Source organism: Streptomyces sp. NPDC040718, assembly GCF_055593565.1.
On sequence record NZ_JBVIXO010000002.1, the window covers coordinates 398,213 to 410,306 of the forward strand.

11 protein-coding genes and 1 pseudogene are annotated in these 12,094 nt (G+C 70.1%); 5 read left to right on the forward strand and 7 right to left on the reverse strand.

Annotated features, from left to right (window positions below; all coding sequences use genetic code 11):
* The first annotated feature begins 20 nt into the window (after positions 1 to 20).
* The 4 genes from ACZ597_RS07265 (at position 21) to pknB (ending at position 6,608) form a co-directional block, all read left to right on the forward strand.
* A complete protein-coding gene (locus ACZ597_RS07265) occupies positions 21 to 1,487 on the forward strand; it encodes a PP2C family protein-serine/threonine phosphatase (RefSeq protein WP_471326110.1) in 1,467 nt (488 codons plus the stop codon).
* 31 nt (positions 1,488 to 1,518) lie between these two features.
* Positions 1,519 to 2,943, forward strand: coding sequence for an FtsW/RodA/SpoVE family cell cycle protein (locus ACZ597_RS07270; protein ID WP_471326113.1), 1,425 nt, complete (start codon positions 1,519 to 1,521; stop codon positions 2,941 to 2,943).
* Positions 2,940 to 4,403: a peptidoglycan D,D-transpeptidase FtsI family protein gene (locus tag ACZ597_RS07275; RefSeq protein ID WP_471326116.1), complete on the forward strand. Its 1,464-nt coding sequence runs from the start codon at positions 2,940 to 2,942 to the stop codon at positions 4,401 to 4,403. The genes ACZ597_RS07270 and ACZ597_RS07275 overlap by 4 nt, the downstream gene beginning before the upstream one ends.
* A gap of 156 nt (positions 4,404 to 4,559) precedes the next feature.
* Positions 4,560 to 6,608, forward strand: coding sequence for a Stk1 family PASTA domain-containing Ser/Thr kinase (gene pknB / locus ACZ597_RS07280; protein ID WP_471326119.1), 2,049 nt, complete (start codon positions 4,560 to 4,562; stop codon positions 6,606 to 6,608).
* A 92-nt stretch (positions 6,609 to 6,700) separates the two neighbouring features.
* Here pknB and ACZ597_RS07285 read toward each other — a convergent pair whose 3' ends face one another.
* The 6 genes and pseudogenes from ACZ597_RS07285 to ACZ597_RS07310 form a co-directional block, all read right to left on the reverse strand.
* Positions 6,701 to 7,432, reverse strand: a complete 732-nt coding sequence (locus ACZ597_RS07285) for a class E sortase (RefSeq protein ID WP_471326122.1) — start codon at positions 7,430 to 7,432, stop codon at positions 6,701 to 6,703.
* A gap of 13 nt (positions 7,433 to 7,445) precedes the next feature.
* Positions 7,446 to 8,288 (reverse strand): annotated as a pseudogene (locus ACZ597_RS07290) (class E sortase); the annotation flags it as partial.
* On the reverse strand, positions 8,273 to 8,911 hold the full coding sequence (locus ACZ597_RS07295; RefSeq protein WP_125595746.1) for an aminodeoxychorismate/anthranilate synthase component II: 639 nt from the start codon (positions 8,909 to 8,911) through the stop codon (positions 8,273 to 8,275). The pseudogene ACZ597_RS07290 and the gene ACZ597_RS07295, both read right to left, overlap by 16 nt.
* On the reverse strand, positions 8,908 to 9,084 hold the full coding sequence (locus tag ACZ597_RS07300; protein ID WP_030011120.1) for a hypothetical protein: 177 nt from the start codon (positions 9,082 to 9,084) through the stop codon (positions 8,908 to 8,910). The genes ACZ597_RS07295 and ACZ597_RS07300 overlap by 4 nt, the downstream gene beginning before the upstream one ends.
* A gap of 103 nt (positions 9,085 to 9,187) precedes the next feature.
* A complete protein-coding gene (locus ACZ597_RS07305) occupies positions 9,188 to 9,907 on the reverse strand; it encodes a class E sortase (protein ID WP_471326124.1) in 720 nt (239 codons plus the stop codon).
* Complete coding sequence (locus tag ACZ597_RS07310; RefSeq protein WP_471326127.1) at positions 9,876 to 10,652, reverse strand: DUF881 domain-containing protein; 777 nt, start codon at positions 10,650 to 10,652, stop codon at positions 9,876 to 9,878. Before ACZ597_RS07310 ends, ACZ597_RS07305 begins: the two co-directional genes overlap by 32 nt.
* Before the next feature lie 91 nt (positions 10,653 to 10,743).
* Between ACZ597_RS07310 and crgA the strand changes: the two genes are divergently transcribed.
* Positions 10,744 to 10,998 (forward strand): cell division protein CrgA, encoded by a 255-nt coding sequence (crgA, locus tag ACZ597_RS07315; RefSeq protein WP_469113869.1) that lies wholly within the window; start codon positions 10,744 to 10,746, stop codon positions 10,996 to 10,998.
* Between the two features lie 129 nt (positions 10,999 to 11,127).
* Here the strand turns inward: crgA and ACZ597_RS07320 are convergent, their stop codons facing one another.
* Positions 11,128 to 12,000: a rhomboid family intramembrane serine protease gene (locus tag ACZ597_RS07320; RefSeq protein ID WP_471326130.1), complete on the reverse strand. Its 873-nt coding sequence runs from the start codon at positions 11,998 to 12,000 to the stop codon at positions 11,128 to 11,130.
* Between the last annotated feature and the right edge of the window lie 94 nt (positions 12,001 to 12,094).

The window sequence follows — 12,094 nt, forward strand, 5'->3', positions numbered from 1 at the left end:
CGTCGACAGGGCAGGTGCGCATGAGTCTGTCCCTGCGTTTCGCCGCCGGATCGCACAAGGGGATGATCCGCGAGGGCAACGAGGACTCCGGCTACGCCGGTCCCCGGCTCCTCGCCGTCGCCGACGGCATGGGCGGCCAGGCAGCCGGCGAGGTCGCCAGCTCCGAGGTCATCTCCTCGCTCGTCCAGCTCGACGACGACGTCCCGGGCTCCGACATCCTCACCGCCCTCGGCGTCGCCGTGCAGCGTGCCAACGACCAGCTGCGCGTCATGGTCGAGGACGACTCCCAGCTCGAAGGCATGGGCACCACGCTCACCGCCCTGCTGTGGACCGGCCAGCGCCTCGGTCTCGTGCACGTCGGCGACTCGCGCGCCTACCTGCTCCGCGACGGCGTCCTCACGCAGATCACCCAGGACCACACCTGGGTGCAGCGCCTCGTCGACGAGGGCCGGATCACCGAGGAGGAGGCGACCACCCACCCGCAGCGCTCCCTCCTCATGCGGGCGCTCGGCAGCGGCGACGTCGTGGAGCCCGACCTCTCCATCCGCGAGGTCCGGGCCGGCGACCGCTACCTGATCTGCTCCGACGGCCTGTCCGGCGTGGTCTCCCACCAGACCCTGGAAGAGACCCTCGCCGACTACCACGGCCCGCACGAGACCGTGCAGTCCCTGATCCAGCTCGCCCTGCGCGGCGGCGGTCCGGACAACATCACCTGCATCGTCGCGGACGTCCTCGACACCGACAGCGGCGACACCATGGCCGCCCAGCTGAACGACACCCCGGTCGTCGTCGGCGCGGTCGCCGAGAACCAGCACCAGCTCTTCGACGGCAACGCCATGCAGACCCCGGCCGGCCGCGCCTCCGGGCTCGGCCGCCAGGCCCCGCCGCCCGCAGGCGCCTTCGGCCCTCCCGGCAGCGGCGAAGCCCCCGGCTACGGATACCCCGACCAGAGCCAGGGCGGCGCACCCGGCGGCTACGGCGCGCCCCAGGCCCACGAGGCCTACGACGCCGACGGCCAGTACGAGGACACCTACGACCACCCGCGCAAGCGGCGCAGCAAGGGCCGCAAGTGGACCACGCGCACGCTGATCCTGCTGCTCGTGGCCGGTGTCGTCGGCGGCGGCCTGTACGCGGCGCACCGGTGGACGCAGACGCAGTACTACGTCGGCGTCAAGGGTGACCACGTCGCGCTGTACCGCGGCATCAGCCAGAACCTGGCCTGGATCCACCTCTCGGAGGTGGAGACTGATCACCCCGAGATCGAACTGAAGTACCTCCCGCCCTTCAAGCGCAAGCAGGTCGAGACCACGATCAGCGAGAGCAGCCTCGACGGCGCGCGCAAGAAGGTCGAGGAGCTCGGGGTCCAGGTCTCCGCCTGCAAGCAGGACGAGGCCCGCCGCGCTTCCGAAGCCCAGGGCAACCAGACGCCCGGCCCCAGCCTGACTCCCGCGGAGCAGGCTGTCGTCGGCCAGTGCGAAAAGCAGTAGACATACGCGGGCACAGGGGGCCTGCCACACCATGAGCGTTGTCACCAACACGACCACCATCGGCGCCATCGAGGCGCCGAGCCGACGGAACACCGAGCTCCTGCTGCTCGCCTTCGCCGTGGTCATCCCGATCTTCGCCTACGCCAACGTGGGCCTGTCGATCCACGGCGAGCTGCCCCCGGGCATGCTGCTCTACGGACTCGGCTTCGCCGTGCTCGCCGGGATCTCCCACCTGGTCGTACGCCGCTACGCCAAGTACGCCGACCCGCTGCTGCTGCCGATCGCGACGCTGCTCAACGGGCTCGGCGTCGTCCTGATCTGGCGGCTCGACCAGTCGGAGCGGCTGCAGAACCTCGCCAAGCGCAGCTTCGGCAACTTCTCGGAGTCCGCGCCGCGCCAGATGATGTACACGGGGCTCGCCATCGCCCTGTTCTGCGTCGTGCTGCTGGTCCTCAAGGACCACCGCGTGCTCCAGCGGTTCACGTACATCTCCATGGCCGGTGCCCTCGTCCTGCTGATCCTGCCCGTCATCCCGGGTCTGGGCGCGGACGTCTTCGGCGCCAAGATCTGGATCAGCGTCGGCGGCTTCTCCATCCAGCCGGGCGAGTTCGCGAAGATCGTCATCGCGATCTTCTTCGCCGGCTACCTGATGGTGAAGCGCGACGCCCTGGCCCTGGCCAGCCGCCGCTTCATGGGCCTCTACCTGCCGCGCGGCCGCGACCTCGGCCCGATCCTGATGATCTGGGCGATGAGCCTGCTCGTCCTCGTCTTCGAGAACGACCTCGGCACCTCGCTGCTCTTCTTCGGCATGTTCGTGATCATGCTGTACGTGGCCACCGAGCGGACCAGCTGGATCGTCATCGGCCTGCTCATGTCGGTCGGCGGCGCAACCGTCGTCGGCGCCACGGCCAGCCACGTGAAGGCCCGTGTCACCGCCTGGCTCGACCCCTTCGCCTGCTACTCCACGTCCGGCGCCTGCGAGCAGGTCGGCCAGTCGATCATGAGCTTCGGCTCCGGAGGGGTGCTCGGCACCGGCTGGGGCCAGGGCAACTCGGACCTGATCGGCTTCGCCGCCAACTCCGACTTCATCTTCTCCACCGTCGGCGAGGAACTCGGCCTGACCGGCGTCATGGCCTTCCTCCTGCTCTACGGCCTGATCATCGAGCGGGGCGTCCGCACCGCCCTCGCCGCGCGCGACCCCTTCGGCAAGCTGTTCGCCATCGGGCTCTCCGGCGCCTTCGCCCTGCAGATCTTCGTCGTCGCCGGCGGAGTCATGGGCCTCATCCCCCTCACCGGCATGACCATGCCCTTCCTCGCCTCCGGCGGTTCCTCCGTCCTGGCGAACTGGGTCCTCATCGCCATCCTCATCCGGATCAGCGACACCGCACGCCGACCTGCCCCGGCCCCCGCCCCGTCCCCCGACTCCGAGATGACCCAGGTGGTCCGCCCGTCATGAACAAGCCCCTGCGCCGCATCTCGCTGTTCTGCGGGCTGCTCGTCCTCGCCCTGCTGATCCGGACCAACTGGCTGCAGTACGTCCAGGCCGAGGACCTCAGCACGCGCAAGGAGAACCGCCGGGTCCAGATCGCCCAGTACGGCACCGAACGCGGCAACATCATCGTCCAGGGCCAGCCGATCACCGGGTCCGCCGTCACCGCCGGCAGCGACTACAAGTTCAAGCGGACCTACCTCGACGGCCCCCTGTGGGCGCCCGTCACCGGCTACGCCTCGCAGGCCTTCGGCTCCACCCAGCTGGAGTCCCTGGACGACGGCATCCTCACCGGCAACGACGACCGGCTCTTCTTCGACCGCACCATCGGCATGTTCACCGGGGAGAAGAAGCGGGGCGGCAACGTCATCACCACCCTGAACGCCGCCGCCCAGAAGGCCGCCTTCGAAAAGCTCGGCGACAAGAAGGGCGCGGTCGCGGCGATCGACCCGCGCACCGGCGCCATCCTGGCCCTGGTCAGCACCCCCTCGTACGACCCGTCCAGCTTCGCCGGCAACTCCAAGGCCGACGAGAAGGCCTGGGTCGAGCTGAAGGACTCCGAGGACAAGAAGCTCGTCAACCGCGCCCTGCGCGAGACGTACCCGCCGGGCTCCACCTTCAAGGTGGTCACGGCCGCCGCCGCGCTGGAGAACGGCGTGGTCAGCGACATCAACGCCCCCACGGACACCCCCGAGCCGTACATCCTGCCCGGCACGAAGACCCCGATGGTCAACCACGCCTCCGGCTGCGAGAAGGCGAGCCTGAACGACGCGCTCAAGGTCTCCTGCAACTCGGTCTTCGCGAACCTGGGCGACAAGGTCGGCCGCGACAAGATGGTCGAGACGGCCCAGAAGTTCGGCTTCAACAACGACAAGATCGACACCCCGGTCCGCGCCTTCGCCAGCGTCTACGACAAGACCATGGGCCGCGACGGCAACGCGCAGAGCTCCATCGGCCAGTTCAACACCGCGGCCACCCCGCTCCAGATGGCCATGGTCACCGCCGCCATCGCCAACGACGGCAAGCTGATGAAGCCGTACATGGTCGACGAACTCACCGCGCCCGGCCTCGACACGATCGAGAAGCACGAGCCGTCCGAGATGAGCCGGCCCCTCAGCGCGGCGAACGCGCAGAAGGTCCAGCAGATGATGATCAACGTCGTCGAGAACGGCACGGGAACCAAGGCCCAGATCAAGGGCGTCAAGGTAGGCGGCAAGACCGGTACCGCCCAGCACGGCGAGAAGAACGCCAAGCGCCCCTACGCCTGGTTCATCTCCTACGCCGAGCTCGCCGACGGCAGCTCGCCCGTCGCCGTCGCCGTCGTCATCGAGGACAGCGACGCCGACCGCGAGGACATCAGCGGTGGCGGCCTGGCCGCGCCGGTCGCGAAGGCCGTCATGGAAGCCGTCCTGAAGAACAAGGGATGAGAACCACAGACAGGATCCGAGCGCTCGGTACCGGTCCGGTATCAGCCTGTGGTCACGAACCGATCACCGACGATCGGCCGGTAGCCTTGCCGCGAACAGCACACCGCCGGACCACACACCGGTGCGGTCGGGACTGACGGAGAGGGCTGGAACGTTATGGAAGAGCCGCGTCGCCTCGGCGGCCGGTACGAGCTGAGCCACGTGCTCGGCCGCGGTGGCATGGCCGAGGTCTACCTCGGACACGACACCCGGCTCGGCCGTACCGTAGCCGTCAAGACCCTGCGTGCCGACCTCGCCCGTGACCCGTCCTTCCAGGCCCGGTTCCGCCGCGAGGCCCAGTCGGCCGCCTCGCTGAACCACCCGGCGATCGTCGCCGTCTACGACACCGGCGAGGACTACGTCGACAACATCTCCATCCCGTACATCGTGATGGAGTACGTCGACGGCTCGACCCTGCGCGAGCTGCTGCACTCCGGCCGCAAGCTGCTCCCCGAGCGCACCCTCGAAATGTGCATCGGCATCCTCCAGGCCCTGGAGTACTCCCACCGCGCGGGCATCGTCCACCGTGACATCAAGCCCGCCAACGTGATGCTCACCCGGACGGGCCAGGTCAAGGTCATGGACTTCGGCATCGCCCGCGCCATGGGCGACTCCGGCATGACCATGACGCAGACGGCCGCCGTGATCGGCACCGCCCAGTACCTCTCCCCGGAGCAGGCCAAGGGCGAGCAGGTCGACGCGCGCTCCGACCTCTACTCCGCGGGCTGCCTGCTCTACGAGCTGCTGTGCGTCCGTCCCCCGTTCGTCGGCGACTCCCCGGTGGCCGTCGCGTACCAGCACGTACGCGAGGAGCCCCAGCCCCCGTCGAACTTCGACCCCGAGATCACGCCCGTGATGGACGCCATCGTCCTCAAGGCACTGGTCAAGGACCCCGACTACCGCTACCAGTCCGCGGACGAGATGCGGGCCGACATCGAGGCCTGCCTCGAGGGCCAGCCCGTCGCCGCGACCGCCTCCATGGGCGCCGCCGGCTACGGCTACCCCGACCAGGGCGGCTACGGACACCAGGGCTACGACCAGCCCACCACCGCCCTGCGCTCCCCGGACGCCGGCCAGACCTCGATGATGCCGCCGATGCCCCCCGGGGGCGGCGACGGCAACTACGCGTACGAGGGCCAGGGCCACGGCGGCTACGACCAGGGCCACGGCCGCCGCCAGCAGAAGAAGAGCCGCGCCTCGACGATCCTGCTGGCGGTCGCCGCCGTACTCGTCCTGGTCGGCGCGATCCTGATCGGCCGGACCCTCTTCAGCAACACCGCCGACAACCGCCCGGACGTGCCCAAGCTCGTCGGCCAGACCTTCGAGCAGGCGCAGACCAGCGCCAAGAACGTGGGCCTGTCCGTGGAGAAGGAGGCCGAGGAGCCCTGCGCGGACCAGCCCAAGGGCAACGTCTGCTCGCAGAACCCGGCACCCGAAACCAAGGTCGACAAGGGCACCGCCATCAAGGTCAAGGTGTCCTCGGGCGTCCCCAAGGTCGCGGTCCCCGACGTCACGCGGCTGAAGTTCGAGGACGCCGAGTCGAACCTGAAGTCCAAGAAGTTCCAGGTCGAGAAGAAGCTCGTCGAGTCCGACACCGCCGCTCCCGGCACCGTGGTGGAGCAGAACCCCAAGAGCGGCAGCCAGGCCGAGCAGGGTTCGGTGATCACCCTCCAGGTCGCCAAGGAAATCGCCAAGGGCCTCGTCCCGGACCTCAAGGGCATGAACAAGGCGGCCGCCACCAAGGCACTCCAGGACGCCAAGCTGAAGCTCGGCAGCACGACCGAGGTCGACTCCCCGGGAGCCGCGCCCCAGACGGTCGTCGCGCAGCAGTACGAGGCCGGGACGCAGCTCCCCAAGGACACCCCGGTCAACGTCAGCATCTCCAAGGCGTCCTCCCAGCCGACCGTGGTCCCGCAGCTGGCCGGCCAGACCGTGGCCCAGGCCAAGACCACCCTCAAGCAGGCCAACCTGACCTTCGGGGCGGTCCTGGGCGGGCCCACGGACGACAACGCCGTGATCATGACCTCCGAGCCCGCCGTCGCCTCACCGGTCCCGGCTGGAACGGTAATCAACGTCCGCACCATGGCCAACCCCAACCCGCCGCAGGACGGCGGCCAGCAGGGCGGAGGCTGGTTCGGCGGCCTCACCGGCGGCAACCGCCGCTAGGCGCCGCGAGCAGTACGTGAAACGGGCCCGGCCCCCTCCTGAGAGGGGCCCGGGCCCGTTTCACGTGAAACAAACGGCTGGGGGGATCCCCCTCAGCGCAGCTCCGCCGGCTTGGTGCGCTTGGCGTCCACCTTCTCCGTCCGCACCAGCTCGCCCCAGACGATGTAGCGGTACTTCGAGGTGTAGACCGGGGTGCAGGTCGTCAGCGTGATGTAGCGGCCCGGGGCGGTCTTCCCCGACTGCTTCGGGACCGGGTTGATCACGTCCGTGTTGTACTTCGAGGTCTGGGCCAGTTCGGCGAAGACCTTGTAGACGTACCAGGTGTCCTTGGTCTCGAAGACGATCGCGTCGCCGTTCTTCACCTTGTCGATGTTGTGGAACTTCGCCCCGTGCCCGTCGCGGTGCGCGGCCAGCGCGAAGTTGCCCTTGTCGTCCCAGGGCAGCGCGGACTTCACGGGATCCAGGTAGTACCCGGCCACGCCGTCGTTCAGCACGTCCGGCGCGGTGCCCTCCTTGACCAGCACCTCGCCGTTCTTCATCGCGGGCACGTGCAGGAAGCCGACCCCGTCCCCGGTGTCCAGGGCACCCGGCTGCACGGGACCGCTCGCCGAGGGCGAGGGGCTGCCCCAGCGCTGGCGGATCTCGTCGCCGCGCGCCGAGGCCTGCCGGTCGGCGAGGACGTTGGTCCACCAGAGCGAGTACGCCACGAACAGGCCCAGGACCAGGCCCACCGTGATCAGGAGCTCTCCCAGCAGGCTCAGGGCCCCGGCGATCACACTGCGGTCGGCGGGCGGCGGTGCGGAACGGCGGCGGGCACGAGACACTGCGGGTTCGTCCTTACGAGCTGGTCAGCGCGGGCGGGGCGCCCTGGTTTCGGGGGCGTTCATCGGTCATCCTGCCCCATACGATCATCCGGTAGGTGCTGGTGAACTCCGGGGTGCAGGTCGTCAGCGTGATGTAGCGGCCCGGTCCGGTGAATCCGGAGCCCTCCGGCACCGGCTTGATCACCGCCACGTTCGCCGGCGGGGTCTGCGGGAGCACGGAGGTCATCTGGTACGTGTAGTAGGCGTCCCGGGTCTCCACGACGATCGCGTCCCCCGGCACCAGCCGGTTGATGTAGCGGAACGGTTCCCCGTGGGTGTTGCGGTGTCCGGCGACCGCGAAGTTCCCCTGCTTGTCGGAGGGCATCGCCGTCTTCAGCGCCCCCTCGCCGTAGTGGCCGGCCATACCCTTGTCGAGGACCTTCGCCTTGCTGATCCCCTCGGCCACCGGCACTTTCAGGTCCAGCTTCGGGATGTGCAGGATCGCGAAGCCCTGGCCGGGCTCGAAGGCGGCCACCGGCGGCGGCGCGCCCGCCCCCGGCGGGTGCTCCCAGGTCTGCTGGAGCGAGCCCGCGGCCCCGTCGGCCGCCCGTTCCGCCAGGACGTTCGTGTACCAGAGCTGGTAGGTGACGAAGAGCAGCATCACCACGCCGGCGGTGATGAACAGCTCGCCGGCGGCCCTGCTGAGCACCACCACCGCCCCGCCGGAGCGCGGCCGGGCCCGCCTGCGGCCCCGTCCGCCGCCGCGCCTGCGGGCGCGCGCGTGCGAGCGCTTCGCGGCCTCCTGGGCTGCCTTGCGCCGCGCGGCCCGGCCCTCGCTGGGCGCGGACGGCGCGACCGCCGTCACGCGACGGCCTTGCCCACCACCGGGGCCAGCCCCACCGACCGCTCGACGGCTCCGGCGTCACCGCAGCGCACGAGCCAGTTCGCGAGCATCCGGTGGCCCCACTCGGTCAGCACCGACTCGGGGTGGAACTGGACGCCCTCCACGTCGTGCTCCCGGTGCCGCAGGCCCATGATGATCCCGTCCTCGGTACGCGCGGTCACCTCCAGCACGTCGGGCAGGGTCGCCGGCTCGGCCGCGAGCGAGTGGTAGCGGGTCGCGGTGAACGGCGACGGCAGTCCGGCGAAGACGCCGAGCCCCTCGTGGACCACGGGTGAGGTCTTGCCGTGCAGCAGCTCGGGGGCTCGGTCCACGACGCCCCCGTAGGCGACCGCCATGGACTGCATGCCGAGGCAGACGCCGAAGACCGGTACGCCCGTGTCGGCGCAGTGCCGGACCATGTCCACGCAGACGCCCGCCTCTTCCGGCGTGCCGGGGCCGGGCGAGAGCAGGACGCCGTCGAAGCCGTCCTGTGCGTGCGCGAGCTCCACCTCGTCGTTGCGCAGCACCTCGCATTCGGCCCCGAGCTGGTAGAGGTACTGGACCAGATTGAAGACAAAGCTGTCGTAGTTGTCGACAACCAGAATGCGCGCGCTCACGGAGTGGCTCCCGATCCCTCGTCCACCGTCACATCGTTGAACGGAAGGAGCGGCTCGGCCCACGGGAACACGTACTGGAACAGCACGAACACCACCGCCAGGACCAGTACGAGGGAGATCAGCGCGCGCACCCACGCGTTGCCCGGCAGATGCCGCCAGATCCAGCCGTACATTGCGTCCGTTTCCTTCGTCGTCCACGTTCGTTCCTCGTACCGCGGGGGCGGTACCGCAACAGCCTAAGGGCCCGGGGCCCCGCGGCGGGGGTCAGCGGGGCAATCACCCGCTTCCGGCGGCGCCCGCGGGCGCGGTGCCGGTGAGCTCCGCCCAGACGACCAGCCGGTGGCTGTGTCCCCATTCGGGATCGCAGGTGGTGAGGGTGAGGTATTTGCCGGGGGTGGCGAAGGGGGACCGGCGGGGCACCGGGGCGACCACCCCGGTCTCGGTTGGCAGTATCCGCAGCGGCGCGGCCCGGACGGTGTAGGTGTACCGGCCGGTGGCGTCCCGGACGGTCACGGTGTCCCCGGGGCGCAGCTCGGGGATGTCCTTGAAGGGGTCGCCGTAGGTGCGCCGGTGCCCGGCCACCGCGAAGTTGCCGTCGCCTCCGGGGCGGGCGGAGCCGGTGTAGTGGCCCAGGCCCTTCTTCAGCGGTTCGGGGTCCGTGCCCTCCAGGACCGGCCTGCTCCAGTCCTTGCCGAAGCGGGGCACGTACAGCTCTGCGAAGGCCCGCCCGGGTTCGTAGGGCGCCGGCTCCTGCCGCGCCGGGGCGGGCGCGCCACCGGGGAGGGGGGCCGCGGCGGGGGCGGACGCCGCCCAGCGGTCGCGCAGCCGGTCGCGCTCGGCCTCCGCGGCGCGGTGGGCCTTGACCCCGGTCCACAGCAGTACGTACGCCGTGAACAGCACGATCAGCGTCCCGGCCGTCAGGCACACCTCGCTGAACGTCCGTACCACCAGGCGCAGTACGACGTCAGGACGCGGCGGACTCCAGCGGCTTCGCATAGTGGAGGTCCACTGTGCCGGAGTAGCCGGGCAGTGTCAGCCGCTTCTCCTCGTCCACTTTCCAGCCGAGCCCGTACGCGTTGACGTACAGCTGGTAGTTCTGGATGGCGGGGGAGGCGTTCAGGGCCTTGCGCAACGCGCCCGGGTCGCCGACGGCGGAGACCTTGTAGGGGGGCGAGTACACCCGGCCCTGGAGGATCAGGGTGTTGCCGACGCAGCGCACCGCGCTGGTGGCGATCAGCCGCTGGCCCATGACCTCGATGCCCTCGGCCCCGCCCAGCCACAGCGCGTTCACCACGGCCTGGAGGTCCTGCTGGTGGATCACCAGGTCGTTGGGCTGCGGTTCGGGGACGCCGGGGACGCGGGCGGTGGCGTTCGGCGGCGCGTCGTTGAGGGTGACCGTCAGGCCGCGGCCGGTGAGCTCCTCGGTGCCCGAGGCGACGCGCAGGGCGGCGAGCTTGGCCTCCTCGGCCTTGGTGCTGCCGTTGTCGCGCTCGGCGAGGGCGTCGACCTGGGCGCGCGCGGCGGCGGCGGTCTTCTCCAGCTCGGCGTTCTTGGCGCTGCGCTCGTGGATGAGGTCGGACAGCTTCAGGAGCGAGGCGTCCGTCCGGATGTTCGTACCCTTGGAGGTGTTGAAGCTGGTGACGAAGATGAGGCCGGCGAGGGCGAAGACGGCGGCCGTCAGCAGCCGGACGGGCCTGGCCCGGCGGCGCGCACCCGTGGAGGAGTCGTCGGAATTGCTCAACGTACCCTTCTCCTTCAACGCCAGAGGTCCACTACGCTAACGGACGCCCGGGGCAGGCAAGGTCCCCAGCGCGTCGACAGGAGAGCCCCTCGTGCCGAAGTCACGTACCCGCAAGAAGGACGACTACACGCCGCCGCCGGCGAAGCAGGCGCAGGCGATCAGGCTGACGAACCGCAGCTGGGTCGCCCCGGTCATGCTGGCCTTCTTCCTCATCGGTCTCGCGTGGATCGTGGTCTTCTACGTGACCGACACCCAGATGCCGGTGGAGGCACTGGGCAACTGGAACATCGTGGTCGGCTTCGGCTTCATCGCGGCCGGTTTCGGCGTCTCCACCCAGTGGAAGTAGCGCCGGGCGCTATACCCGGATAGCCGAGCGGCGCAAGCTCTCCCCATGAGTTATCCACAGCGTCATCCACACCTGAGGAAAAGACAGAAGATCTGTGGATAACTCTGTGGAGAGTTGACGCCGGTGTGATCAGGTGAGTTCGGCTGTCCGGACGATGATCGCCGCCACGGCCAGCAGGAACACCGCCGCGCAGGCCGCCGTCTGGACGAACGCCCGCTTGCGGCCCGCGGCGGGCACGAGCAGGCCCAGGGCGACCAGCGCGCCGGTCACCAGGCCGCCGATGTGGGCCTGCCAGGACACCGACAGCCCGCCGAACGGCACGAAGGTGATCAGCAGCATCAGCCCGAGCGTGACCAGCACGGGCCGCATCTCGTAGCGGAGCCGGCGGGCGAGGACCACCGTGGCGCCGAGCAGGCCGCAGACGGCGCCTGAGGCGCCGAGGGTCGGGGTGTTCGGCGCGGTCAGCAGGTAGACGAGGGCGCTGCCGCCCAGCCCGGACAGCAGGTAGAGCGCGAGGTAGCGGACGCGGCCCAGGGCGGCCTCCAGCGGGCCGCCGATCACCCACAGGGCGAGCATGTTGCCGAAGATGTGCCACCACTCGACGTGCAGGAACACCGAGGTCAGCAGCCGGTGGTACTGCCCCGTGGAGATCCCCTCCACGGGCGCCCCGTAGTACTCCGCGTAGCGGCCGAGCAGCTCCAGGCTCACGGCCAGCCCGGGCATCGCCAGTACGGCGAGGAACACCGCCGCGTTGATCCCGATGAGGATCTTGGTGACGAGCTGGGGATCGGCGGCCACCAGCCCGCCCGCGACCGTGCGCGGGGCGTTGGCCGCGGGGGAGTGCCCGGTACCGGAGCCGCCCCGGACGCAGTCGGGGCACTGGAAGCCGACCGAGGCGCTGATCATGCACTCGGGGCAGATGGGCCGCTCGCAGCGGGTGCAGCTGATCCCCGTGTCACGGTCCGGGTGGCGGTAGCAGCCCGGCAGGCGGTCGGTGTCCATCGGTCCCCTCGATCGGCGGCGTGACGGGGCCCGCGCCCCGCGGGTCCGGTACACATCGAGTACGGACGGGCGGGGCCCGAAGGTTCCCGCCCCG

What these genes read in the sequence shown, in the direction of transcription:
- ACZ597_RS07300 (WP_030011120.1), bottom strand. Translation starts at nt 9,084, where the DNA reads ATGTACGGCTGGATCTGGCGGCATCTGCCGGGCAACGCGTGGGTGCGC.
- pknB (WP_471326119.1), top strand. Translation starts at nt 4,560, where the DNA reads ATGGAAGAGCCGCGTCGCCTCGGCGGCCGGTACGAGCTGAGCCACGTG.
- ACZ597_RS07320 (WP_471326130.1), bottom strand. Translation starts at nt 12,000, where the DNA reads ATGGACACCGACCGCCTGCCGGGCTGCTACCGCCACCCGGACCGTGAC.
- ACZ597_RS07270 (WP_471326113.1), top strand. Translation starts at nt 1,519, where the DNA reads ATGAGCGTTGTCACCAACACGACCACCATCGGCGCCATCGAGGCGCCG.
- ACZ597_RS07275 (WP_471326116.1), top strand. Translation starts at nt 2,940, where the DNA reads ATGAACAAGCCCCTGCGCCGCATCTCGCTGTTCTGCGGGCTGCTCGTC.
- ACZ597_RS07265 (WP_471326110.1), top strand. Translation starts at nt 21, where the DNA reads ATGAGTCTGTCCCTGCGTTTCGCCGCCGGATCGCACAAGGGGATGATC.
- ACZ597_RS07305 (WP_471326124.1), bottom strand. Translation starts at nt 9,907, where the DNA reads ATGCGAAGCCGCTGGAGTCCGCCGCGTCCTGACGTCGTACTGCGCCTG.